At 56.4% G+C, this 24,405-nt stretch carries 27 protein-coding genes and 3 pseudogenes; 18 read left to right on the top strand and 12 right to left on the bottom strand.

The window, feature by feature from the left end; translation table 11 throughout:
- Nucleotides 1-47 precede the first annotated feature (47 nt).
- Nucleotides 48-209 carry a hypothetical protein gene (locus ACR0BK_RS17780; RefSeq protein ID WP_480555755.1) on the top strand — a complete coding sequence of 54 codons (162 nt, stop codon included), beginning with the start codon at nt 48-50 and terminating at the stop codon, nt 207-209.
- Between the two features lie 218 nt (nt 210-427).
- On the opposite strand, the gene ACR0BK_RS17775 is transcribed toward ACR0BK_RS17780, so the two are convergent.
- From ACR0BK_RS17775 to ACR0BK_RS17765, 3 genes are read right to left on the bottom strand one after another with little or no spacing between them, the layout of a single operon-like run.
- Nucleotides 428-604, bottom strand: a complete 177-nt coding sequence (locus ACR0BK_RS17775) for a MerR family transcriptional regulator (RefSeq protein WP_480555809.1) — start codon at nt 602-604, stop codon at nt 428-430.
- A 48-nt stretch (nt 605-652) separates the two neighbouring features.
- A complete protein-coding gene (locus ACR0BK_RS17770; protein WP_480555753.1) occupies nt 653-823 on the bottom strand; it encodes a hypothetical protein in 171 nt (56 codons plus the stop codon).
- Between the two features lie 19 nt (nt 824-842).
- Nucleotides 843-1,037 carry a hypothetical protein gene (locus ACR0BK_RS17765; protein WP_480555751.1) on the bottom strand — a complete coding sequence of 65 codons (195 nt, stop codon included), beginning with the start codon at nt 1,035-1,037 and terminating at the stop codon, nt 843-845.
- Between the two features lie 18 nt (nt 1,038-1,055).
- Between ACR0BK_RS17765 and ACR0BK_RS17760 the strand changes: the two genes are divergently transcribed.
- A complete protein-coding gene (locus ACR0BK_RS17760) occupies nt 1,056-1,589 on the top strand; it encodes an NAD-dependent epimerase/dehydratase family protein (protein WP_480477912.1) in 534 nt (177 codons plus the stop codon).
- A gap of 252 nt (nt 1,590-1,841) precedes the next feature.
- Here ACR0BK_RS17760 and ACR0BK_RS17755 read toward each other — a convergent pair whose 3' ends face one another.
- The 4 genes from ACR0BK_RS17755 to ACR0BK_RS17740 form a co-directional block, all read right to left on the bottom strand.
- Nucleotides 1,842-2,042 carry a YgaP family membrane protein gene (locus ACR0BK_RS17755; RefSeq protein WP_480520765.1) on the bottom strand — a complete coding sequence of 67 codons (201 nt, stop codon included), beginning with the start codon at nt 2,040-2,042 and terminating at the stop codon, nt 1,842-1,844.
- Nucleotides 2,043-2,107: 65 nt separating this feature from the next.
- Nucleotides 2,108-2,749 carry a Crp/Fnr family transcriptional regulator gene (locus ACR0BK_RS17750; protein ID WP_480520767.1) on the bottom strand — a complete coding sequence of 214 codons (642 nt, stop codon included), beginning with the start codon at nt 2,747-2,749 and terminating at the stop codon, nt 2,108-2,110.
- Nucleotides 2,750-3,148: 399 nt separating this feature from the next.
- Nucleotides 3,149-4,033, bottom strand: coding sequence for an amidohydrolase family protein (locus tag ACR0BK_RS17745; protein WP_480484723.1), 885 nt, complete (start codon nt 4,031-4,033; stop codon nt 3,149-3,151).
- Nucleotides 4,030-5,031, bottom strand: coding sequence for a nuclear transport factor 2 family protein (locus ACR0BK_RS17740; RefSeq protein ID WP_480484722.1), 1,002 nt, complete (start codon nt 5,029-5,031; stop codon nt 4,030-4,032). The genes ACR0BK_RS17745 and ACR0BK_RS17740 overlap by 4 nt, the downstream gene beginning before the upstream one ends.
- Nucleotides 5,032-5,191: 160 nt before the next feature.
- Here ACR0BK_RS17740 and ACR0BK_RS17735 point away from each other — a divergent pair, with 160 nt between their 5' ends.
- From ACR0BK_RS17735 to ACR0BK_RS17665, 15 genes are all read left to right on the top strand, one after another.
- Nucleotides 5,192-6,241, top strand: coding sequence for an ABC transporter ATP-binding protein (locus ACR0BK_RS17735; protein ID WP_480484721.1), 1,050 nt, complete (start codon nt 5,192-5,194; stop codon nt 6,239-6,241).
- Between the two features lie 83 nt (nt 6,242-6,324).
- Complete coding sequence (locus tag ACR0BK_RS17730) at nt 6,325-7,551, top strand: ABC transporter substrate-binding protein (RefSeq protein ID WP_480520773.1); 1,227 nt, start codon at nt 6,325-6,327, stop codon at nt 7,549-7,551.
- Between the two features lie 65 nt (nt 7,552-7,616).
- Entirely contained in the window at nt 7,617-8,645 is a 1,029-nt protein-coding gene (locus ACR0BK_RS17725; RefSeq protein WP_480520775.1) for a carbohydrate ABC transporter permease, read from the top strand.
- A 1-nt stretch (nt 8,646) separates the two neighbouring features.
- On the top strand, nt 8,647-9,528 hold the full coding sequence (locus ACR0BK_RS17720; protein ID WP_480477928.1) for a carbohydrate ABC transporter permease: 882 nt from the start codon (nt 8,647-8,649) through the stop codon (nt 9,526-9,528).
- A gap of 179 nt (nt 9,529-9,707) precedes the next feature.
- Nucleotides 9,708-10,736, top strand: a complete 1,029-nt coding sequence (locus ACR0BK_RS17715) for an ester cyclase (RefSeq protein ID WP_480555748.1) — start codon at nt 9,708-9,710, stop codon at nt 10,734-10,736.
- Between the two features lie 132 nt (nt 10,737-10,868).
- Nucleotides 10,869-11,399, top strand: coding sequence for an ester cyclase (locus ACR0BK_RS17710; RefSeq protein ID WP_480555746.1), 531 nt, complete (start codon nt 10,869-10,871; stop codon nt 11,397-11,399).
- Nucleotides 11,400-11,410: 11 nt separating this feature from the next.
- Complete coding sequence (gene hisD, locus ACR0BK_RS17705) at nt 11,411-12,751, top strand: histidinol dehydrogenase (protein WP_480555744.1); 1,341 nt, start codon at nt 11,411-11,413, stop codon at nt 12,749-12,751.
- An 83-nt stretch (nt 12,752-12,834) separates the two neighbouring features.
- Nucleotides 12,835-13,884, top strand: coding sequence for an ester cyclase (locus ACR0BK_RS17700; protein WP_480555742.1), 1,050 nt, complete (start codon nt 12,835-12,837; stop codon nt 13,882-13,884).
- A 1-nt stretch (nt 13,885) separates the two neighbouring features.
- Nucleotides 13,886-14,653 (top strand): SDR family NAD(P)-dependent oxidoreductase, encoded by a 768-nt coding sequence (locus ACR0BK_RS17695; protein ID WP_480555740.1) that lies wholly within the window; start codon nt 13,886-13,888, stop codon nt 14,651-14,653.
- Entirely contained in the window at nt 14,653-15,672 is a 1,020-nt protein-coding gene (locus ACR0BK_RS17690; RefSeq protein WP_480477938.1) for a LacI family DNA-binding transcriptional regulator, read from the top strand. Before ACR0BK_RS17695 ends, ACR0BK_RS17690 begins: the two co-directional genes overlap by 1 nt.
- Nucleotides 15,669-16,643, top strand: coding sequence for a nuclear transport factor 2 family protein (locus ACR0BK_RS17685; RefSeq protein WP_480484715.1), 975 nt, complete (start codon nt 15,669-15,671; stop codon nt 16,641-16,643). Before ACR0BK_RS17690 ends, ACR0BK_RS17685 begins: the two co-directional genes overlap by 4 nt.
- Before the next feature lie 151 nt (nt 16,644-16,794).
- Nucleotides 16,795-17,757, top strand: coding sequence for a cupin domain-containing protein (locus ACR0BK_RS17680; protein ID WP_480520786.1), 963 nt, complete (start codon nt 16,795-16,797; stop codon nt 17,755-17,757).
- A 102-nt stretch (nt 17,758-17,859) separates the two neighbouring features.
- Nucleotides 17,860-18,984, top strand: coding sequence for a cobalamin-independent methionine synthase II family protein (locus ACR0BK_RS17675; protein WP_480555738.1), 1,125 nt, complete (start codon nt 17,860-17,862; stop codon nt 18,982-18,984).
- Nucleotides 18,981-19,676, top strand: a complete 696-nt coding sequence (locus ACR0BK_RS17670) for an alpha/beta fold hydrolase (RefSeq protein ID WP_480555736.1) — start codon at nt 18,981-18,983, stop codon at nt 19,674-19,676. The genes ACR0BK_RS17675 and ACR0BK_RS17670 overlap by 4 nt, the downstream gene beginning before the upstream one ends.
- Nucleotides 19,673-20,368: an RraA family protein gene (locus tag ACR0BK_RS17665; protein WP_480520790.1), complete on the top strand. Its 696-nt coding sequence runs from the start codon at nt 19,673-19,675 to the stop codon at nt 20,366-20,368. Before ACR0BK_RS17670 ends, ACR0BK_RS17665 begins: the two co-directional genes overlap by 4 nt.
- A 66-nt stretch (nt 20,369-20,434) precedes the next feature.
- Here ACR0BK_RS17665 and ACR0BK_RS17660 read toward each other — a convergent pair.
- The 5 genes and pseudogenes from ACR0BK_RS17660 to ACR0BK_RS17640 form a co-directional block, all read right to left on the bottom strand.
- Nucleotides 20,435-20,509 (bottom strand): annotated as a pseudogene (locus ACR0BK_RS17660) (IS6 family transposase); the annotation flags it as partial.
- 52 nt (nt 20,510-20,561) lie between these two features.
- Nucleotides 20,562-21,273, bottom strand: a pseudogene (locus ACR0BK_RS17655) (IS6 family transposase).
- 95 nt (nt 21,274-21,368) lie between these two features.
- On the bottom strand, nt 21,369-21,992 hold the full coding sequence (locus tag ACR0BK_RS17650; RefSeq protein WP_480555734.1) for a class I SAM-dependent methyltransferase: 624 nt from the start codon (nt 21,990-21,992) through the stop codon (nt 21,369-21,371).
- Nucleotides 21,993-22,001: 9 nt separating this feature from the next.
- Complete coding sequence (gene pssA, locus ACR0BK_RS17645; RefSeq protein WP_480495276.1) at nt 22,002-22,748, bottom strand: CDP-diacylglycerol--serine O-phosphatidyltransferase; 747 nt, start codon at nt 22,746-22,748, stop codon at nt 22,002-22,004.
- 12 nt (nt 22,749-22,760) lie between these two features.
- Nucleotides 22,761-23,435, bottom strand: a complete 675-nt coding sequence (locus ACR0BK_RS17640; RefSeq protein ID WP_480495278.1) for a phosphatidylserine decarboxylase — start codon at nt 23,433-23,435, stop codon at nt 22,761-22,763.
- A 321-nt stretch (nt 23,436-23,756) separates the two neighbouring features.
- Here ACR0BK_RS17640 and ACR0BK_RS17635 point away from each other — a divergent pair.
- Nucleotides 23,757-24,295: pseudogene (locus tag ACR0BK_RS17635) on the top strand (transposase); the annotation flags it as partial.
- Between the last annotated feature and the right edge of the window lie 110 nt (nt 24,296-24,405).

Genomic DNA, 24,405 nt, shown 5'->3' with positions numbered 1-24,405 from the left:
CGAACAGAAGGACCTGTCCTGATGAACAAAATCTACCCATTCTTGCGATGACAGTTGCACTGGCGTCTGTTGTGTTTGAGCCGTCGCCATTGATGACAAATGAATTCGCAGGCTACCGGCCCGAACAGTTTCCTGTCACCATGGACTTCTGGCCGGATCAACCCTCGGGGTGGGGCTTTGGCATCTGGGGTGTGATCTATATTGTCTGACGTCAGCGCGAATGGGACAGTTTAGGTTGATTTGATAAGAGAGGGTTTCTGGCACATCGTAACCACCAAGGAGTGGAGATGAGACAGACACCCGGAATCAAGCAGAGCCATGGCGAGATGGTCGTCAAGTCGTCGCCTATGCGCCAACAGGACAGCTTTGCGCTCAGGGACCTTGCCGTCGCCAGATGCGTAGAGCTCTGCAAAAGATCGCATTTCCGTCAAAGGCACTCCTGTCGAGCGAAGTGACGCCAATAACTCCAACCAATCGACATCTGTCTTCTTGAACCTGCGTTTGCCATCCGAGCCGCGTTGGATGAAGGGCATAGCCCCGATTTCTCATGGAAGCGAATTGTCGAGATGCTGAGCCCGGTGAGTCCGGCAACTTCTGAAATCATCATACTATCAGACCCTTTCGCCCAGGCTCCTACAGTCCTGAAGCTACTTCAGGTCAAGCGTCTTTTATAGAGCTTCTCAGCAATCGGCTTTCGACGACAGTGCAGCATAGGATAAATAGGACTCTCAACTTCCATTAGATTGGTCGCCGCATGCCCTACTGCCAGATGGTAGCGCTCAGGCAAAAAGGCCAGTTGCAAACAAATCAGGCGTTCGCCCACTGCCCGCAATGGGTTTCTTTCAATGTGCCCTGTCCGGCGTGTCTTCCGGTTCACGTGCAATCAGGGCTTCGATCTGCTGCGTGACAGGTTCCGGCAACGCACCGTGCGAGAGAGCTTCCACAAGTCCTTCGATCTGTTCGACGGTGCGAGCGCCTGGAAGCCAGATCGTTTTCATCGGCACGAAGGGCGAATTGGACGGCGAATGGCTGTCCATCACGGCAGTTGGAGCATCATGGCTACCCTTGCCGCGTTTGGTGTGGCGCTGTTCAGCGCGCGCGATTTGCTGGCGGCCGCACGCAGCACGCGGTTGAATGCCGTCAACGCGGCCTCTCTGGTCACGCAACTCGCGCCCCGACAACATCTGCTGATCACGGGTGGCACCGGTTTCATCAGGCAACGTCTGGTCGAGGCCCTGGTTGCTGGTGGCCACCACGTCACCGTCCTGACCCGCAACCTGCAAAAGGCCGACGCATTGCCCCATCCGGTACGCCTGATCACCTCACTCGAGCAAATTGACAACACAGAGCGCTTTGACGCCATCGTCAATCTGGCAGGTGAGCTGGTGGCAAACGCGCATTGGACGCGTCGGAAACGCGCGCATCCTGCAGTCTCGGGTCGTGATGACGAAAGATTTCGTCGCACTGATCCGCAGGCTGGATCAAAAACCATCTTGCCTAATCACCGGTTCCGCCGTGGGCTGGTATGGGCCGCGGCAAGACGAGATCCTCACCGAAGACGACACCTACCACCCCGTCTTCATCCATGAGGTGTGCGACACATGGGAGCGCGCCGCTGCGCCAATCGTGGGTATGGGCATCCGGGTTGTGCAACTGCGTAGCGGTCTGGTGCTAGGGGTAGAAGGCGACATGCTGGCCCGAATGCTGACACCTTTCGAATTTGGTGCCGGTTGTCAGCTGGGGGATGGACAACAGTGGATGCCCCGAGGAACGCCGCGCCCGCCGCACAACGCCGGAACCCAGACGAATCCCAGTGTTGCGCGAGGCAAGGGTAGGACGTGTTACGGCTTGGCTTGCTTGTTGGTGCACAGACCCAGAAGCGCATAAATCGGGCAGAATTTCATGAAGGCCGTCAGCACAAACACAGCTCCAAGCCAACCCCAGGGGCCGATGGTGCCGGTCAGTGCCAGAAGGATCAGCACGCCACCGAGGATCAGGCGCAGAACCCGGTCGACAGAACCAACATTAGACGTGAATTGCATGGTCGAATCTCCTTGATTATCTGGTCCAAGATTCGCTGTTTTCCAAACCGTGTTATGTGACGAGGTCACACAACTCCCGTTCTGGCATGGTGGTGCAGGGCTGGGCGATCCTGCAGATAAATCACACCTCGCTCAAGCCTGACCCATCCCCGATGTTCAAAATCCTTGAGGATACGGGACATGACTTCGCGTGCGCTGCCCAGTTCGGCCGCAATGCGCTGGTGCGTGGTGCGGATATCGCCCGAATGTGCGCCTTGATCCAAAAGCCACTGCGCCAATTTCAGGTCCATCCGGTTAAGTAGAAGATCATCGATAACCTCGGACAGTTCAACAATGCGTTGTGAAAACGCCATGAAGACCGCACCTCGAAATTCTGCATCTGTGGCCAGCAACGTGTTGAACTTGTCCCGCCCGATGGCCAGCGCCGTCACCGGCCCCTCGGCATAACCGAACCCTGAATAGGGGATGTCCGACAACATGCACGAGGTCGTCATAACGCAACTGTCGTACGGGCCAACCCGATAAAGAACAACGGTCCGCCCTGACGGGCTGGTTTGTTCCACTCGGACGATGCCCGAACGAATGATCAAAAACACCTCACCGTAAGCGCCCGGTGCAAACAGTTGGTATCCGTCTGGTATGGCCAGACGACTTCCTTCGGACTTGAGCCGGTCGAGAATTGCCTGGCTCCAGTTCTGTTGGGTCACTGCTTTACCTCCGTATCACGCTCTCTTCCGGGTTTTTTGCCTTGGGACCCTCGCGGGCAAACCCAATTAATCTGTGACGAACCCATCTGCACAGGATCAATGTTGAAGATTCTGTCAATTCAAGCCTTGAATACCAACACCTCATGGGTCCGAAACGAGTTCCATTATCTTTTGGAAGGCTTCCCCATTCCTACGGGTTCCCCGGAACGACTGTCCCCGTTGCGTTTGAGTGCCGGAACGTCAAAGTCATCGCTGTCAGATGGGCGGAAGTCGAGATGACTCCTGAGAGCCGATTACCGGCCTAACAACTGGCGGGACAATCGCCTCTCCAGCTCCGTCTGTGCAGTTCTCAAAGAAATCTGCGACAGAACCTTATTGTTTCAAGGATGAATATCATTCTCAGGGCACCTCGAGATCATAGAAGTGTTCTGCGGTTTCTCTGAACACAGCCGATTGGGCCTCAGCCGGAACCAGATCACGGTAAGCCTGTACCAGCGATGTGTAATTGCCATAGAGTTTGTCGACCGGGAAATTCGAGCCAAACATGACCCTCTTTGGTCCGAATTGTTCAAGGCAAATCTCCACGATCGGGCGAATACTCTCAGGCGCCCAGTTGTGATCGAACATGCCCAGACCTGAGAGCTTGCATGAGACGTGCGGCAGATCGGACAGAGCGCGCAATCTTTGAGCCCAGCTTTTCAGGCCCGCCGGAGTGCGGTCATATGGTGATCCGGCATGGCATAGAGCGACTCGTGTATTCGAGGCTTGCGCGAGAACTCGGGTGGTTTTTCCGATCAAATCAGGAATGAGCTGCAGATCAAAGCTGAGGTCACGCCGTCCAGCCTCCTTCAGTCCGTCCAGAAACCGCGGATCGTCCAACAGGAAATTGGTTCCCGTCTGCGCGTCCTCTCCGGGTGCGCGCCCGACGATCTGGCGCACACCGCGTACAGTTGGAAGAGCCTGAAACGTATCAAGCTGGGCGTGTAGGTCAGCCGAGGTCAGGTCACAGAACACAACCTGCGCCATTGGCCAGTCTGGATTGGTTTCGGCGACAGCTTGAACCCACCGGGCTTCGTCCAGACCGTTTTTGGCTCCCACCTGGATATGGATCGAGGCACCGACTCCGCAGGGCGCGGCTTCGGACCGGAACTCGCGCAGTAGATAATTCCGTTGAATCGGCGTCGGGTCGCCAAAGAACCTTTCCACCCCGCGCGCCATCAGCCAGGGGTAGTTTACAGCTTCAAGGTCCCAAAGGTGGTGATGGGCATCGATCCAGCCGGTCATGTTCGCGGTACTTTCGACATGCGCCCCAAAATATCGACACCCTGTTGTTTCCAGAAGTGCAGCAGGTCAATGAAAACCCAGTTCTCGGCCAGCTTGTCACCCGCGCGACGATAGATGTCGATCACACGGAATTCACCGGCCTTGTCTGTGGCGGGCATACCCATGAACCCGCCGGTGGGCCGCGCCGTGAAATTCGGCCAGCCGAAAAAGCCGCCATAGTGACCCTCAGCCAAGCGGCAAATGTGCTTGGTCTTCGAGCGGTCCGTTAAGGATGCGCGGAACGGGCCTGAGTGCTGCTTTGCATAACGCTCAATCGTATAGGTCGCACCGATCCCGGCGGGCCCCCACCAAATCATGTCTTCGCTCCATGTCTGGCGCAATTCTTCCTCAAGGCTCAAGCCGCTGTTCCATTGGCCGAGATCGGAAATCATGGCATTGATCGTGTCGAGAGTTTTCTCGCCTTCTTCGGCAGGCTGCGGGCTGAACATCAACCCGTCATGCGTCATCGGTCCGGGTTGAACCAGATGGGCTGCAGTTTGAGGCGGGAAGGGCTGCAACCCGACCTGCATCATGAAATGCGGGATGTCGAAATACATCGCCGTTTCGGCGATCTTGCCATTCTCGATCTTGTTGAACTCACAATAGCGCAAAAACGCCATCTTGCCCGTGGGGGCGATGCCCAGCCACGCATTGTCGAACAGGCCCATCAGATGCCCCATTGAAACAACCCAGACCGAGGTGAATCCGTCCATCTCGTTTTTTCCGGCCATGAACACGTCCATCCGGCGCTGCATTTTCCTTAGACTTTGCTTCAGGGGACGCCAGAATGCCTGTGCTACGTCATGGGTGCCCCGAAGCTCATCAAACGGGTGGAAACCGCGCCACAGGTAGTCTTCTGTGCAGAACTCAGACAACGTGTTGGCGATATCCGATTCTTTTACGCTGCTGAGCGCCGTGTAGTAATCCAAGATGATCGATTTTTGGATTTCATAGGACATTATTATTTTCTTTCAGTTCTTTAGTCGCTGCCAAGGGGCGAATTGCGAGGAAGATGAAGTCGGCTTTTGCACACGCATGCAAAAAAAGCTTGCCAGATGTTTCTTTTGTTGTCTATGGTTTTGCAAGCGTATGCACTACGAGTGCAGCAGGGAGGACAGAATGGCCGAAATTCAACTTCGCAATGTTGGAAAGCGTTGGGGATCGTTTGTCGGAGTTGACAATTTTGACCTGACAATAGCCGACAAGGAATTTCTGGTACTTCTTGGGCCGTCAGGTTGCGGAAAGACCACGACAATGCGCATGATTGCTGGCCTCGAGGACGCATCTGAGGGTGACATCCTGATAGACGGCGCCCGAGTAAATGACATGGAGCCCAAAGACCGAGACGTTGCAATGGTGTTCCAGTCATACGCCCTGTACCCCAACATGAACGTTTACGAGAATATTCGCTTCCCGCTTAAAGTTCGCGGTATTGACCCTGCTACCCATGACGAAAAAGTGCGGCGCGCTTCGGCCATGGTTGAGTTGGATGACTTCCTGCACCGCAAGCCAGCGGAATTGTCTGGTGGTCAGCGTCAGAGGGTTGCCTTGGCTCGTGCCATAGTGCGCGAGCCGAACGTGTTCCTTATGGACGAGCCATTATCCAACCTTGACGCAAAACTGCGCGTTTCCACCCGCGCACAGATCAAGAACCTCAGCCACGAATTGGCGGTCACCACGATCTATGTCACCCACGACCAGATCGAGGCTATGACACTGGCTGATCGGGTGGTGATCATGAAACAGGGTGTCGTGCAACAGGTCGGTACTCCGGTCGATATATATGACACCCCCGCCAACACCTTTGTCGCCAGCTTTATCGGCAACCCGGCAATGAACCTTGTCGATGGCGAGGTTCAGGGTGGCGTGTTTCGCGCCAAAAGCACTGAGGTACACGGGTTGAACGCGCCAGACGGTCCTATCACGCTGGGGTTTCGCGCCGAGGACGCCAATGTTGTGGAAAGCGGCGGCGAGATCAATGCACCGATCTATACACAAGAGCTGTTGGGCGACAGCACCATGGTCTCGGTTCGGATCGGTGGTGCGCTGGTCTCGGTCAAGGCCGACAAAACCTATCGGGCCGAAATCGACGATCAGGTCTCGATTCATATCCATACCGACCACTGCCATCTGTTTGATGCGCAAACTGGGGCTCGCCTGGAAGGCTGAGAACCGCAAACGACACCCGTTGGGACGGGGTAACCAGGGTGCAGACTTCGAAGATGCACCCATCCATCTAGGGAGGAATATTGATGTTTCTGAAGAATATTGCATTGGCCGGCTCGGTAGCCGCCTTTGCCGCAAGCGCAGGATATGCCTGCGAAATCGGCGCACGTGTCAACATAGTCGGTAATGAATTTGCGGCCATCCAGGCCGTCGCAGCCGGAGCAAAGGAATGCACCGGAGCGCCGGTAGAATCCAACCTGACATCCGAGCACCAGACCATCAACGTGGCTGGCCTGTCAGGCAATCCGTCGGAATACACAACCGCAATCATCGCCAATAGTTCGGTTGTGGCACTGATGAACGAAGACGTTATTCGTCCGCTCAATGATCTGGTGGAAAAATATGGCCAGGACCTGCAGCCTGGGCAGCTGATCAAGATTGGCGACAACATCATGGCCGTCGCCTTTATGGCGAACGCGCAGCATCTGATGTATCGCAAGGATGTTCTGGAACAGGCTGGCGTCGAAGTGCCGACCACCTATGAGGAAATGCTCGAGGTGGCCGAGGCCATTCGTGCGCAGGGCATCATGCAAAACCCGGTTGGTGGAGCCTATGCATCGGGTTGGAACCTGGCGCAGGAATTCAACAATATGTTCCTTGGCTATGGCGGCAGCCATTTTAAACCCGGTACGGCGGAACCCAACGTGAATTCTGAGGCCGGTGTCAACGCCCTGAACATGATGAAGGCTTTGTCGGAATACATGAATCCCGACTTCCTGACGCATGACTCTAATGCCACCAATGCCGAATACCGCGCTGGCAACGTTGCGATCATGAATATGTGGGGCTCGCGCGCATCGCAGCAAACCACTACCGAAGGTGTGCTACAGGAGGTGATCGATGGCCATGCGATTGGCGCTCCGCTGACGGTTGGCGGCGGCACCACACCAGCGACGACCCTGTGGTGGGACGGTTGGACTGTCGGAAAAAACATTCCGGATGAAGAAGCTGAGGCCACGTTCATTGCTATGAAGCACGGCATCCGCCCGGACATGCTGAATGATGAAACCACGCCTCTGGCAGTCTGGCTTATCGAAGGTTACCAGCCTGGTAAAGATGCCCAAGGTGTGTTTGCGGCAGCCAAGATGGGTACACTGCCCTATCCGATGTTGCCTTACATGGGCTTGATGCACACGGCGCTCGGCAACGAACTTGCGGACTTCATGCAAGGTAAGGAATCAGCCGAGCAGGCATTGGCCGATGTCGAGGCTGCTTATCGGGCTGCCGCCATCGAGCAAGGTTACCTTCAATAAGATGTGCCTTGTGCGGGCGTTCTTGAACGGCGTCCGCACAAACACACCGATGAGAGGATTGCAACGTGCGCCATAAGACATTCCTTTGGTTCTTCTTGCCCACAGGTCTTGCGATGTTGTTGTTCATCGCCATGCCTATTGTCTCGGTGGTGACCCAATCGATTTTCGCCCCGCACCCGGCCGTTCTGTTGGAGGTTGAGAACTGCACCCCGCTTATCGGATGCACAACCGAGACCACTGTTGATCAAGCGGCCACTGCGGCCCTTCGCGCCGAGCAACCTCTGGGCCGGTTTGTGGGATTGGACATTTACTTTAATCGAGGCCATCTGGCGACACAGGAGTTTGGTCAAATCTGGGCCTCGAGTGACAATTGGGGCGAGTTTTTCTCGGAGCTCGGGAATTTGCCCTTTTATCGGGCAATGGCGTTTACGCTGACCTTCGTAGCTGTCGTGACACCGCTCACAATTGTATTGGGGCTGTTGATTGCGTTGGCGGTCAACTCCTTGCACCGGCAACTCAAGGGTCTGATGATCTTTTTCTCTCTTCTGCCCATGATTGTGACCCCGCTGATCGGCTCGCTCATCCTGTTTTGGATGATTGACAGTCGCGGGGTGATCGGAAACGCCCTCGTATATCTGGCCGGAGATCCGAATTTCAGCCTAAAAGCCTCAACAGGGCTGATGTGGGTAGCACTGATGGTCTATGGTGTTTGGCACGCCGCTCCTTTTGCCTTTGTCGTGTTCTATGCTGGTCTGCAAACCTTGCCCCAAGACCAGATCGAGGCTGCCCAGATCGACGGGGCTACGCGCTGGCAACAGGTCAAATTTGTGGTTGTTCCCCACCTCATGCCTCTGGTCACATTTGTTGCGCTGATCCAGTTGATGGATAACTTCAAGGTGTTTGAACCTATTATCGGCTTCAGCGCACAAGCGCATGCGCAATCACTCAGCACCTTCATCTTTTACGATCTCGGTGGCGAGACTCGGCAACTGTCTTCCGCTGCCGCTACCTCTGTGATGACGATAATCGGGGTCGCCATTCTTCTGTCGCCCGTGCTTGTCCGCACCTGGCGCGATTTCAAAGGAGCGAGATAATATGGCCAGCCGCGCACAAAGAATGCCTACAAGCCTTCGGATCGCCTCGTCCCTGTTTGTGCTCCTTTGGTTTATCCTGGCCGCCTTTCCGTTCCTTTGGACGGTTTGGGGATCGTTCAAGGTCGAGCTGGATTTCTTCTCGATCGCTGACTGGACCAACGCCCTGACCGGCGCCCGAACCGAAGCGGTTTACGGCTCGCCGTTCACCACCACCGGATATGAGGGCGCATGGATTCAGGAAGAGTTCTGGCGCAATGTTCTGAACACCGGGATCGTGTGTTTCTTTGTAGTTACCATCTCGCTGACCATCGGAACGTTAGGGGGTTACGCCCTTTCGCGGTCAACCTATAACTACACATTTTGGCTTTTGATCACGGCGTTGATTTTCCGTGCAATGCCGCCAATCACTCTGGTCTCAGGATATCTTCTGCCCTTCTTTGAATGGAATGTTTGGGGGATTCTTCCGACCACCATTATCGTGCTGGTGGCAATCAACCAGCCGTTCACCCTGTGGATGCTGCATTCCTTCTTCAAGAACATCCCGAGCGAGTTGGATGAAAGTGCCAAGGTCGACGGATGCAACCAGTTTCAGGCTTTCCGACGCGTGATCATTCCGGTGATGTGGCCGGGTGTCATTACCACCGGGCTGTTCTCCTTCCTGTTGGCCTATAACGATTTTGCTGTGGGCGCGATGCTGCTGTCCGAAAGCAACCGCACAATGGTGCCTGCCATCGCCGCCTTCCTCGGTACAACACAGACTGAGGGCAACGTGATGTTTGCTGTTGCGGCGGTGGTTTCAGCCACAGTTCCACTGTTCCTCCTGGTGATGTTCTTCCAGCGTCAGATCGTGGGCGGCCTGACCGCCGGGGCTGTGAAAGGCTGACAAAAATGGGGCGCACTCATCCTCAGTCCGTATCTGCCCACGCGCCCGCAGCCAGCCTGAACTTGGCTGCGCGCGGGGCCCGTCGGCCGGGACGAATTCCATTTGCTTTGATGCGCGCAGGTCCTCGTGCCAGCACACCGTCACAGCGAATAGGAACACGTTCTAAAAAGGAAAGCGCCATGAACAAGCGCGCAAATCGCCCAGCGATGGGTATTGCTACCGGAACCACGTTTGAAAACAAACAGCTTTATCGTCAGTTTCTCGAAAGCTTTGATAAGGGCCTCGGCGAGACCATGGAGACGGCCGGCAGCGAGATTTTCGCCGCAACGGCCACTACCGAAGCGAGCCATCCGATCAATGCAGCCCACGATGGCAACGGCTACGTCAGCTCTGTCATCTTTGCGATATCAGAGGCGTTCGAGGGGCTCACCCGTCAGAACTATGTGGTCACGGGTGGCGAATACCTGGGAAGCGAGTGGGTCACCTCAACCGGGTATTTCCATGGTCATTTCACGCGACCGCTTTGTGGTATTCCACCCAGTGGCAAACTGGCATTTCTGCGGTTTGGTGAATTCCACCGAATGGAAGATGGCAAGATCGTCGAATCCTATGTCTTCCTCGGCTTTGCAGAACTGATCATCGCACTCGGCCTCTGGCCTTTGAACCTACAGGGCTATGAAGGTGTCGTGCCAGGTCCGGCAACTCATGACGGCATCGTCATTGGGCCATCAGACCCAGCGCAGTCACGCGCCACAGCAGATCTGGTCGAGGACATGCTAATACAGCTGACGACCGAAGACCAAAGCTGGCGACCTTATTGGGATGACCGAATGGTGTGGTACGGTCCTGGCGGGCTGGGCTCTTATGCGACAGTGGATGCGTTTGCCGGCTTCCAGTCCCCTTTCGAAAACACGTTCGAGGGCTGGGGCGACGGCACGGATGCAGGCGTCACCGGCGTTGGTTCGAATTGCAAGGCCGGGGATGGCGACTATGCATTCCTGTGCGGCTGGCCGCAGATCACCGGCGTCCACGTCAAACCCTTCCTCGGCCTGGAGCCAACGGGAAAGCGCGTTTTTATGCGTGACTGCGACTGGTGGCGCTGCGCAGACGGCAAGATCATCGAGAACTGGTGCATGCTCGATATTCCACATCTGCTGTTGCAACTGGGTTACGACCTTTTTGCCGAAATTTCTGAACAGACCCAATGAGCTGTTCTGCCAGACATAACGCCATTGCGCGCCACCCGGCGCTCAACCGGATGCCAAGGGATTTTCTGACAGCAGGCTGACCTTCCCAGTCGACACAGAAAACCCCTTGGTAACCATAAAAGGAAAAGACACATGAAGGGCTCCCGCCCCGAACAGGCCGTGCTGACACGTAACACGGACATGAGAAAAACCGACGAGACCCGCGCCGTGATCGAGGGCATGGTCGATGGTTTGAATGATCACCGCATCGACGATATCGGCGAATTCTTCGCAGAAGGGTTCCGCTGGATCGGCAACCAGGGCTGCGGCACCAAAACTGGGCTCAAGGAGTTTCAGAACAACTGGCAGCGCCCGTTCCAGGCAGCATTTTCTGATAAGACCTGCATCGACGAGGCCCGACTTTACATGGGCGAGTGGGCTGCCGCTTTTGGCCGACAGGAGGCGACTCATTCGGGCGAGTTCTTGGGCATCGCTCCGACGGGAAAGCGGGTCGAGATCCGTTACATGGATTTCTGGAAAGTCGTCGATGGCAAGATCATCGACAATTGGGTGAATGTCGACTTCGCCCATGTCGCCACGCAGCTTGGCGTTGATCTGTTCAATGGCGAAGGCTGGGAAGCATTTGACCGGGGAGAAAAAACTCCACCCCGGCCTGAAAACTGAGGATAGAGACAATGGCTATTGAATACCTGAAACGCGGCAAACCAGAAGCTGACCGAGCAGAAGACGATGCCAAAACCCGAGCTGTTGTCGAGGCAACGCTGGCGGATATCGAAACCCGCGGCGATACCGCTGTGCGTGAGCTGTCAGAGAAGTTCGACAATTACTCGCCGGAATGCTTCCGTCTAAGCCAGGATCAGATCGACGAATTGATCAACTCGCTGACTGAACGCGAACTGGCCGATATCAAATTCGCGCAGAAGCAGGTGACGAACTTTGCGCAGGCACAACGCGACTCGATGCTGGATATCGAGGTTGAAACTCTGCCAGGAGTGATTTTGGGTCACAAGAACATCCCTGTGCAGTCGGTTGGCTGCTACGTGCCGGGCGGCAAGTTCCCGATGGTGGCATCGGCGCATATGTCGGTCGCAACAGCAAAGGTTGCGGGTGTTCCGCGCATCATCGCATGTACCCCGCCGTTTCAGGGCAAACCCAATGCGGCCGTAATCGCAGCGATGCATCTGGGCGGTGCCCACGAGATCTACGTGATGGGTGGGATCCAGGCCATCGGCGCCATGGCGATCGGGACTGAGACCATTGATCCGGTTCACATGCTGGTTGGCCCCGGCAACGCCTTTGTGGCCGAAGCCAAGCGCCAGCTGTTTGGCCGCGTCGGTATCGATCTTTTCGCGGGTCCGACCGAGACGATGGTCATCGCCGATGAAACTGCTGCAGATGCCGAGCTTTGTGCGACCGATTTGCTGGGACAGGCCGAGCATGGCTATAACAGCCCCTGCGTTCTCGTCACCAACTCGCACAAGCTGGCCCAAGAAACACTGAGCGAGATCGACCGAATCCTCGGAATCCTGCCCACCGCAGGTACCGCCAAAGTCAGCTGGGAAGAATATGGCGAGGTCATCGTCTGCGACACCTATGACGAGATGCTGCAAATGGCCGAAGACATTGCCTCCGAGCACGTTCAGGTCATGACCGACCGCGACGACTGGTTTCTGGAAAACATGACCTGTTATGGCGCGCTGTTCCTGGGGCCGCGCACCAACGTGGCCAACGGCGACAAGGTGATCGGAACCAATCATACACTGCCGACCAAGAAGGCCGGGCGCTATACCGGCGGGCTCTGGGTCGGCAAATTCATGAAAACCCACAGCTATCAGAAAGTCGTCACTGATGAGGCCGCGGCGATGATCGGCGAATACGGCTCGCGCCTGTGCATGCTGGAAGGCTTTGTCGGCCATGCCGAACAATGCAACATCCGCCTCCGGCGTTACGGGGGCATCAACGTGCCCTATGGTGAAGGCGCACCATATCGCGAGACGGCGGAGGCGTCCTCGTAAGCGGGACGAATCTTGCGCCCGGAATCGACCGGGGCGCTACAGAATTTTTTGGATAAGAAGTTAACACGATGCGAGATTTCGCAATGGATACTTACTCTACCCACAAGGCCCTGATCGCGCCCCTGCGCGAGGCTATGTATAAATTCGACGAAGCCGGGGTACGAGATGCGCTGGAGGCGGTAATCGCGCCCGATGCTGCCATCCACATGTTGTATCCATTCGGAGATCTGACCGGCCCGCAGGAACTCTATGACACCTGTTATGCGCCGATACAAAAATCCATGCCCGATCTTGAGCGTCGCGACTGGATCGTAATGGGTGGTCGGACAGAACAGGGCAACGACTGGGTCGGCTGCGGCGGCCACTACTTCGGCACCTTTGTCGCCCCCTGGCTGGACATCCCGCCGACCGGGCATTTGGTCCATATGCGGTTCCACGAATTCTACCGTTTCGAAGAAGGCAAGGTTGTCGAGATCCAGACACTCTGGGATATTCCCGAAGTCATGATGCAGGCGAATGCCTGGCCAATGGCCCCGTCTCTGGGGCTGGAGTTCTGCATTCCCGGCCCGGCGTCTCTGGATGGCGTTGTATCCGGACCGTGGGATGAGGTGAAATCTCTGGCCTCGTGCAATCATATCGTCGACATGCTGAAACATCTTGAGAAACACCCCAGCCAGGGTGGGCCCGAAGTGATGGAGATGGAGCGGTTCTGGCATCCGCGCATGAACTGGTACGGCCCCGCCGGGATCGGGACAGCGCGCGGTATCGCGGGATTCCGCAACTGGCACCAGATTCCCTTCCTCAACGGAATGCCCGATCGTGGCCAGCACGCTGACGAGATTACCTTTCATTTTTTTGGTGATGGCGACTACGCCGCTGTGACTGGCTGGCCGAACATGATCCAGACCGTCACCCATGACGGCTGGATGGGGATTGCGTCTTCGGGCAAACGGATCACTTTGAAGTCACTTGATTTCTGGCGTCTGGAAGGTGGGCTGATCCGCGAGAATTGGGTGTTGGTCGATCTGCTGGACGTGTATCGGCAATTGGGCGTAGATGTTTTTGCCCGACTGCGTGAGTTCAATAAGGCACGTGTACCGGGCACCATCCCATTCCCGGTCGGCGAGGTCTGATATGCCCCATTTTCCCAGCACCCCCAGTTTCGACCTGAGCGGCAAGCGAGCTTTGGTCGCCGGAGCCTCGTCGGGCATAGGCATGGCCTGCGCTGTGGCGCTGGCGGAACATGGTGCTGAGGTCACTTTGGCAGCGCGCCGTGCAGGTGCGCTGCAGGATATTGCAAAAGATATGTCGGCGCAGGGATGGTCTGCCAGGGCTCTGGAACTGGATGTTTCGGACGTGGCGGCAACCGCTGAAGCTGTAGCGCAAAATGGGCCGTTCGATATTCTGCTGAACTCAGCCGGGCTTGCCCGACACGGCAAGGCCGTGGAAACACAGCCTGAAGATTTCGATGCGGTGATAGGCGTCAATGTCAAAGGTGCATATTTCCTGACCCAGGCTGTTGCCAAAGGCCTACTCGACGTCGGCCGTCCCGGTTCACTGATCAATATCTCTAGCCAGATGGGCCATGTTGGTGGTCGCGAACGCGCGGTTTATTGTGCGTCGAAATTCGCGGTTGAAGGCTTCACCAAGGCGATGGCGCTTGAGTTCGGACCGTCAAAGATCCGGGTTAACACGATTTGCCCCACCTTCATTCTGACGGATCTGACAAAGTCGACTTTCGACGATCCGGATAAGCGGGCCTGGATTCTGGACAAGATAAAACTGGGTCGCCCGGGAGAGATTGAGGACATCATGGGGGCGGTGGTTTATCTGGCCTCGGACGCGTCGGCGCTGGTGACGGGCACGGCATTGATAGTTGACGGAGGTTGGACGGCAGACTGATGGCGACACAAAAAGTTACATCACTGGAAGTTGCCCGTCTCGCCGGGGTCAGCCAATCTGCGGTCAGCCGTGTGTTCACCCCCGGCGCGTCGGCGTCGAAAAAAACCGTTGAAAAGGTGCGCAAGGCGGCCAAGGAACTGGGCTATCGCCCGAACGTTCTGGCCCGCGCTGTGGTGTCCGGGAAAAGCCGGATCATCGGGCTTGTCGTGGCCTATCTGAACAACCAGTTCTATCCCGAGGCGCTGGAGAAGCTGACAAACACGTTACAGGAACGTGGATACCACGTGCTGATATTCATGGCTTCGCATGAGTCTGGAAACATCGACAATGTGGTCGAAGAAATACTCGACTTTCAGGTCGAAGGGATCATCGCCGCTTCGGTGGCTTTGTCCTCGGATTTGTCCGACCGCTGCCGAACGGCCGGTATACCGATGGTGTTGTTCAATCGGGCACAAGATGACACGGCAATGTCGTCAGTTACATCCGACAACGTTGCCGGTGGTCGAAAGGCGGCTGAGTTCCTGTTGGCAGCTGGGCACCAAAAGATTGGATATATCGCCGGGTGGGAAGGAGCTTCGACCCAGCGTGACCGCGAAACAGGGTTTGTTGCCGCCTTGCAGAAAGCCGGGGTTACGCTGCACGCCCGTGAGGTAGGAAATTTTTCGACGGAAGAAGCCCGGCAAGCCACGCTGAGGATGTTCGAAGCCGATCCGCCTGATGCTGTGTTTGTCGCCAACGATCACATGGCCATTTCCGTGATGGACACGCTGCGGTTCGAATTAGGGCTGAATGTTCCGGGCGACGTTTCGGTCATCGGGTACGACGATGTCACTGTCGCCTCATGGCCAGCCTACAACCTGACCACCATTCGACAGCCTGCCAATCGCATGGTCACCGAAACTGTCGATATTCTGCTTGGCAAGATTGAGGACCCCGATGCCGGCCCGCGTCGGGTCGAGATTGACGGGCCGCTGATTGTTCGAGGCTCCGCCCGCATACCTGAAGGATGGAAGACATGAAGGGATTTAATCCCAAATTCAAAGACTTTCCCGATTACATAATAGGAATCACCAAAGAAATCTGGGAAGATCGCGGCATTGCGACGCTGCACGACTATTATGCCCCGGACATCGTCGTGCGTTCGCCTGGGTCGGTGGTTGTCGGAAATCAGAATGTCATTGCTGCCACTATGGCGACCCTTGCAGAGTTCCCTGATCGTACACTGTTGGGCGAGGATGTGATCTGGTCGGGAACGCCAGAAGAGGGCATGCTGTCGTCGCATCGCCTTTTATCCACCGCGAGCCATCTCGGTGACGGTGTTTATGGCAAGGCGACTGGCAAGAAACTGATCTACCGCATTCTTGCCGACTGCCACGCAATAAACAACCAGATCAACGATGAGTGGCTCATCCGCGACCAGAGCGCGATCGTGCAGCAGATGGGCTGGGATCCCAAGGAATACGCCCGCGATCTGATCGCGCGCGAGGGTGGGCCAGACGCCTGCGTGCAGCCCCTCACGCCCGCGAACGATAGGCCCGGCCCCTATAAAGGCCGTGGCAATGACAGTGAATGGGGCCAGAAATACGCGGATATCCTGACCCGGATCATGAATGCCGATATGAGGGTGATCGAGGCTGAATACGACCGCGCTGTTCTGTCAGAATATCCCGGCGGCACGACCGGCCACAGTTGGGGGCCGGTTGATAGGTTCTGGATGGGTCTGCGCGCAGCGTTCCCACGTGCCGAATTCAAGATCCACCATCAGATCGGCCGTGACGACCCGATGATGCCGCCGCGCGCCGCGATCCGCTGGTCTTTGCACGGCAAGCATGACGGCTGGGGCGTGTTCGGCGTGCCCACAGGGGCCGAGGTCTTTGTGCTGGGCATCAGCCACGCCGAGTTCGGTCCGTGGGGTCTGCGCAAAGAATACACCTTGTTTGACGAAACCTCGATCTGGAAACAGATTCTGCTGAAGACCGGTGATCTCTAGAATGTCGCACCGTATCTCAAATCTGGATGCCGGGCAGGCGTTGCGGCGGTACCACGCCCATCGCGCCAGCCTGCGCGCCCGGCGGCTGAACAATCGCCCGCCGGGTGGTTTGGATTGATTTCATCAAACCCAAATCAAAAGGAGAAAAGATATGAGTACCATCGAAAGCCGCATCGTCCGTTATGGCGAACTGAAGCCTTGTAAAACCGCGTTCATCGACGCCCACACGCCAGGTTCAGACCAGAAAGAGAACTTTACAATCATTGGCGGCGGCGTCAGCGAAAGCCCGGATCAGCACGTCCACATCACCGACAAGATCGGGTTCAACATCGGCGCAGCGGGGCAACCGCCGAAATGCCGCAACTCACTGCACAGTCACACTACCGCCGAGGTGTTCTTTGTTGCTAAAGGTCGATGGCGGTTCTTCTGGGGTCGTTATGGCACGGCGGGCGAGTTCATCGCTGAAGAAGGTGACATCTTCAACATCCCGACCGGCATCTTCCGCGGGTTCGAGAATGTCGGCCAGGACTATGGCATGATCATGTCGATGTTGGGGGGCGACGATGCCGGTGGCGGCGTGACCTGGGCGCCTCAGGTGATCGAGGACGCGCAGGCCCATGGCCTGGTGCTGGGCAACAATGGCGTTCTCTATGACAGCAAGAAGGGCGAGGAACTGCCGCACAATGTGCAGCCCATGCCATTGCTGACCGAGGAAGAACTGAAAGCCTATCCCGAGGTTCCCGTTGAGGCGGTGATCGGCAAATATGTCGCCCGCTACTGGGACCTGATGGCGCTGGCGGCGGACAAGCCTGCGGTTGTGATCGGTGAAAACGGCCTGATCAAGGACAAGCCAGGGTTCGAGGTTGATTTCCTGACCCGTGGCTCGGCCGTGGCCGAACAGATCAAGGCGGACAAACCCGTGGTTCTGATGCCGGCCAGCGGCCATTGGCGCATCAGGATCAATGAGGTCGAGACCACCCTGTCCAACGGCGACACCGCACTGGTTCTGCCCGGCGAAAGCTACAGCGCCGAGCCGTCGATGACCGGAGAAGCGGGGCTGTATCGTATCACCGCAACCGACGATCCGGCAGGCGCGACCTGGACGGGTGCCTAAAGCCAAAATTGCGTGTCCCGGTTTCATTCGGGGCGCGCTTAGCGCATCCAGCGCCGGGTTTCCGGCCCGGTGCTGGATCAAGATTTGGAAGGAGATGAAGACATGACCCGCGTTTCAACCACCCATGTGGGAAGTCTGCCACGAACTCAGAAGGTCGTTGATTTCATCTTTGCTCGCGAGCGAGAGGAACCGTTCGATCAGGCTGCATTTGACGCCTGCATGACCGCTGCCGTGTCCGAGACCGTGCGGAAACAAGCCAAGGCTGGGGTAGATATCGTCTCGGACGGTGAGACCTCAAAGATTTCTTACGCCACTTACGTCAAGGACCGGTATACCGGTTTTGCAGGTGACAGCCCGCGCAATGCGCCTGCGGACCTCAAAATGTTTCCCGGATATCTGCAACGTCTGGCGGATGATGGCGGCACGCCCCAATATGCACGGCCCATGTGCGTGGGCGAGGTGCGCTCAATAGGGCAAGTTGAGCTGCAGAAGGACATAGACAATCTCAAGGCGGCGATGACCGAACACGGGGTCGCGCGCGGTTTTATGAACGCCGCCAGCCCAGGGGTAATTTCCCTTTTTCTGCAGAATGACTTCTACCCAACGCGCGAGGCCTATCTGGCCGCGCTGGCCGACGCGATGAAAGAAGAATATGAGACCATCATTGGTGCGGGTCTGGATTTGCAGCTGGATTGCCCGGATCTGGCCCTGTCGCGGCATATGCTGTTCACCGATCTGTCCGACGACGAGTTCGTGAAAATCGCCAACATGCATGTTGAGGCATTGAACCACGCATTGCTAAATGTCCCAGCCGACAAGGTGCGCGTCCATATCTGCTGGGGCAATTACGAGGGGCCACATTGCTGCGACATCGGCATGGACAAGGTGTTTTCGACGCTGATGTCCACCAAATCTCGCTATGTACTGTTCGAAACCTCGAACCCGCGCCACGCGCATGAATGGACGGTATTCCGTGACCGCAAGGGTGAAATTCCGGATGACAAGGTTCTTGTGCCCGGTGTGGTGGACACCACGACCAATTTTGTCGAACACCCGGAACTGATTGCTCAGCGTATCGAGCGGTTTACGAAAATCGTTGGACTTGAGCGTGTAATCGCCGGATCGGACTGCGGCTTTGGCACCTTTGCCGGCTTTGGTGCGGTAGATCCGGATATCGCCTACGCCAAGTTGGGCGCGCTTGCCGAAGGGGCTGCCCTGGTCAAATGACGCCGCTTATCCTCTTGCCCGGAATGATGTGCGATGCGCGGTTGTTCGCTCCGCAGATTGACGCTTTATCAGGCAAATACCCGATCCTGTGCGCACCAATCGGAGGCCATGAAACGATGCAGGCGCTGGCCGCCGATGTGTTAGTCTATGCACCCAAACGCTTTGCTCTGGCGGGACTCTCGATGGGTGGTATTGTGGGGATGGAAATCCTGCGTCAGGCACCGGACCGTGTGGCTGGTCTGGCATTGATGGACACGAACCCACTTGCTGAATTGGACGAGGTCAAAGCCACGCGCGGCCCTCAGATTGAGGCCGTCGGACGTGGCAACCTGCGCAAGGTTATGGCCGAAGAGATGAAACCGAACTACCTGACGGACGGTCCGCGCCGCGCCGCCATTCTGGATTTGTGCATGGACATGGCCATGGATCTTGGCCCGGACGTTTTCGTCAATCAATCCAAAGCCCTGCGTGATCGCCCTGACCAGAGCAACACTCTGCGCAACTTCACCGACACAGCACTCATTCTCTGTGGGCGCGACGATGGCCTGTGCCCCGTCTCAAGGCATGAGTTGATGCACGAGCTGATGCCACAAAGCCGGTTGGAGATCATCGAAAACGCCGGCCACCTGCCGACATTGGAACAACCGCAACAAACAACGGCGGCCCTGATCCGCTGGCTGGAGATGATATGAACCAATCCTTGCTGGACCTGCTGAAAAAGGTCGACACTCCGACTGTTTGTAACGCCATCGAAGTGGCGCAGGGCAAGCGCGGATTCAGTGAATTTACCTGGGGCACGATGTTGTGTTCTGATCCCGATGCGGGGGCGATGGTGGGATATGCCCGTACAGCGAAGATCGCTGCTGTGAGCCCGCCGTCAGAACCGCCTGAGGTGATCCGCCAACTTCGGAAGGACTATTACAGGCATATGGCAAGTGGGAGTGGCCCGGCTGTCACCGTGGTTGAGGATCTTGATTATCCAGATTGCGTCGGCGCCTTTTGGGGCGAGATCAATACGACGGTCCACAAAGGCTTTGGCATCAGCGGCGCTCTGACCAACGGCGTGATGCGGGACCTCGGCGACCTGCCGGATGGATTCCCGGTAGTTGCAGGGTCTGTCGGGCCAAGCCACGGGTTTGTGCACGTAAAAGAGATTGGCACACCGGTGACAGTTTTCGGCCTTGTGATCAAGGATGGCGATCTCGTGCACGCGGACCGGCATGGCGCGCTGGTGATCCCGCCCGAAGAGGTAGGCAAGCTTGAACAGGCGATTATCAAATTGCTTGAAACCGAAAAACTGATTCTGGATCCCGCCCGCGCAACCGGGTTCGATTTCGACGCGTTCGAAAAAGCATGGGAGGCGTTTGAAGCCTCTCGGACTTAAACTTGGGACCGTCTGGTTCCTCCGCAAGTATCTTCGAGAACTGAAAGGATGGAACTGGAGAGGCGATTATCCTACCAGTTGGTTAAACTGCTGAAACGGGCGGAGCCCAGGCGTGAATTGACCTTTGCGGATTATGTTGACCGGCATTGCCAAGTCATCAGAAGTGGATTGGAATAAGCGTGAGACCGCGCAATCAAGCCGATAGCCCGGTAGCATAACCTTGCCACAGCTTGAACGCGTCGGCTCTGACATGGCGGTAGGAGAGAGTGGAAAGGCGATAGCGGCGGGGACGAAAGATCGTATTGATTTGGTTATGGGCGACGAGAAATCGTTGCTCTTAGGTTAGTGATTTGAACCGACCCATCATCTTTTCCCGCTTTCGCGTCGGCCGGTGTGACCCATCGATCCGGTTGTTGAGCCCCTTGTGCGCCCGATGGTCGGCGCCCGGCGCGATGACCTTGAACGGCTTGGTATATAGCTACGCAGCTTGTCCGTGATAACGACACGTGGTTCGCCATAGGCAGCAACCAATCGACCGAAAAAACGCTTTGCGGCTTTGGCATTGCGGCGAGGCTGGATCAGAATGTCGAGTACATCTCCATTGCCATCGATTGCACGCCACAGCCAATGTTTCACGCCGTTGATCGGGACGACCACTTCGTCCATATGCCATTTGTCGTGCGGCTGGGGCCGGTCTCGTCGGATTCAATCCGCAAACTGAGACCCTAAACGGTTCACCTAAAGGCGAATGGCTTCGCGGCAGAAGATCACGCCGCGCTCCCCCAACAAACCCTCCACATCCGCCGAGCTGAGCGCAAACCGATGATATGCCCACGCCGCATAAGCGATGATTTCACGAGGAAAACGGAAGCTTTCAGCCGCGGCAATGAAGTCGGTATGGTCATGTTACGCGCTATCCGAAAAGGACAGCGCGATCAACTTGGCAATGCCTGTTGCTCAATTCCTAGTTTGTGGGCCACGAGAATTGTTGACAAGGCCGTTATGCAAATGCTGTTTTCGTCAAAACCAAAAAGGTCATCATCCCCAGCGGTGGCAGGGTTCTTTGCTCTCCGACGGTCAGTACATCCTCTTGCAATACTGTGTCGATTTCGAAATCAGAATGCCAACCAATTGTGTTTGCAAGCGGGGCAAAAAACCGTTCAAGGGAAGCAATCAAACCCCGCTTTCGTTGGAAGTGGTTGGTGATTACCACTCTGCCGCCCGGTTTGCAGACCCTCGCTATTTCTGCCATCACCCTTTCCGGTTCGGGAACGACGGACAGCACATGCATCGCCGCAACCGTATCGAAGTGGTTGTTCGGAAAATCAAGCGAGCGGGCATCCATTTGCCGCAGCTCCTCGACGTGACTCAGTGATTGGGCTTCCACTTTGTCGCGGGCCTTTTTCAGCATCTCCTCGCTGAAATCGATCCCTGTCACCTGCATCTCGGGCTTGTAGTGTTCCAGTGACAGACCAGTGCCCACGCCGACCTCCAGTACTTTGCCCGGGTGTCTATTGATATAGTCAACCGCGTGCTGCCGCCCAACACAGGTGATGGCTCCAAACGTCTTGTCATAGACGGGCGCCCATCGAGCATAGGAGTTTTGAACGGCTTTTATGTCCATATCAGGTCCTTAACGGTTAGAAGAGACTTCCTTGCCACGCCAGGCCCAAGCAACCGTTCCCACATATCCAACGCAAAGCGCGATCAGCGTGACCCAGGGATAGGTCAGCAGCGCCGCGCCAACAACAGCGACCCCGATGAGAAAGTATTTTGCATTCTCGCGCGAGATCCGCGTCGTCTTGAAAGACCAGGTTGGTATCCGGCTGATGAGCAGCAGACCGATGACCACCATGTAAAGACAAATCAATATGCCGGGCAGCAGCGGGGCGTCTGCAAAAGCGAAGGAAACATACATTGGCAGCATCACCAACAGCGCCCCCGCAGGGGCCGGGACCCCTTTGAAATAGGCATCGTTCTGATCACAGGCTTCGGATTTGCTACCCACGTTGAAACGGGCAAGGCGCATCACGCAGCATACCGCATAAAACAGGACGGCAAGCCATGCTGCGTTTTGAATATCCTGCAAGGCCCAAAAATGAAGAACGAGCGGCGGGGCCACTCCGAAGTTCAGAAAATCTGCGAGTGAATCTAGTTCCGCGCCGATTTTGCTGTCACTGCTGAGCAGGCGCGCAATACGCCCGTCCAACCCATCCAGCACGCAAGCAGCAATAATGAGCTGCACCGCAAGAACGTAATTGCCCTGTACACCAAATCTGATCGCCGTCAGGCCCGCGCATATAGCTGTTATGGTCAGCGCATTGGGCAACAAATGGATCAGCGCGAACCCGGTCTCTTCCTGCTTAGATGGTTTTGCCACAGATCCCACCACCTATTTTTGTTCAGGTGTGCGCAAACTAGCTAGGACGGTTTCGCCCGCAATCATCGTTTGCCCGACACGCACCTGTGGCTCGACACCATCAGGAAGATAAACATCCAACCGAGATCCGAACCGGATCAATCCAAACCGTTCTCCGGTTTGCAGCTTGTCACCGGGTTTTACGAAGCAGACGATCCGTCTGGCAACTAGGCCCGCAATTTGGACAACAGCCAGATCCTGACCGTTTGCCATACGAATACGCAAGCTGTTGCGTTCGTTGTCGGCACTCGCCTTGTCCAGGGATGCGTTGAAAAACTTGCCGGGGCGATAGGCAACAGCGGCAATCTCACCTTCAACTGGCGTTCGGTTTACATGGCAGTTGAAGACGCTCATGAACACGCTGACACGGGTAAGCGGCGCGTCGGGCATCCCAAGTTCGCTCGGAGGTACCGCTGCTTCGATCAGCGAAACCACCCCGTCCGCCGGGCTGACGATCAAACCCTCTTCCGTCGGCGGCACCCGTTCCGGGTCGCGAAAGAAATAGTAACACCAGATCGTGAGACCGACGCCAATCCAACCCAGAATGTCAGAAAGTAAAAACAGGCCGACAGCTATTGCGGCAAAGATTGCGACAAACCGAATACCTTCAGGGTGCATCGGTTTGATGAACGTATCGCGCATGCGCATCGCAAGCTTTCCCCCGATAAATTTATTGCACTTTCATAGGAGGATTAGTGAGGAACGCAAGTGTGACGAGCGCAGTCAGTTCATCCTTTGACGATATCTGATGCACAAACCTGTTTCGGCCAGTGCCGTCGCTTCTGGCCGACGATGCGTCCCTTGTTCCAGGTTGGTCGAAATGTGCGGACGGCTGGTAAGTTTGGGGTCGTTTACTCTGATCCACCAATCCGCCATCCTCTTCCAAGTGGCAATCCAATTTTACTGAACGCAGTGAGCCTCCCCAACTGAACTGGTCCACCGTTATGTTTAGGAAACGGAGGACCACGAATGGCAAACAAGCGACCGAAGCCGGAAGAGATTGTCTCGAAGTTGCGACAGGTTGAGATATTGATGGGGCAAGGCATGTCCCGCCTGGATGCAATCCGGCAGATTGGTCTTGTTGAACAGACCTATTATCGCTGGAAGAAAAAGTACGGCGGAATGGGTACGGATCAGTTGAAGGAACTCAAGCGCCTTCAAAAAGAGAATGAGCGTCTTCGAAAGGCCGTCTCGGATCTTACCCTGGACAAACTGATCCTGACGGAGGCGGCCAAGGGAAACTACTGAGCCCCGCCCGTCGCCGTGCCTGCATCAACCATGTGCGCCGCAAACTGCGTGTCTCAGAACGCCGGGCGTGTCGTGTCCTGAAACAGCACCGATCCACACAGCGAAAGCTGCCGAAAGGTCGAACTGATGAGAAGCGCCTGGTGGCGGACATGATAGAATTGGCCCGCCAGTATGGCCGCTACGGTTATCGCCGGATCGCGGCTTTGCCGAGAGATGCGGGCTGGCAGGTGAATGACAAGCGCGTCGAAAGGCTTTGGCGGACCGCGTTGCACGAATAGCGCTTGGGCCGCATTTGCCCCTTTCCCCGGTTCGTTATGCGACACGTTCATAGGTCGCACGACCTAGACGGGTCATGCGGTTGAGGGCTTTA

It is taken from the genome of Ruegeria sp. AF1 (assembly GCF_056542125.1).
The sequence above is the reverse complement of the archived record's forward strand: the minus strand, read 5'-3'. Positions and strand labels throughout refer to the sequence as shown.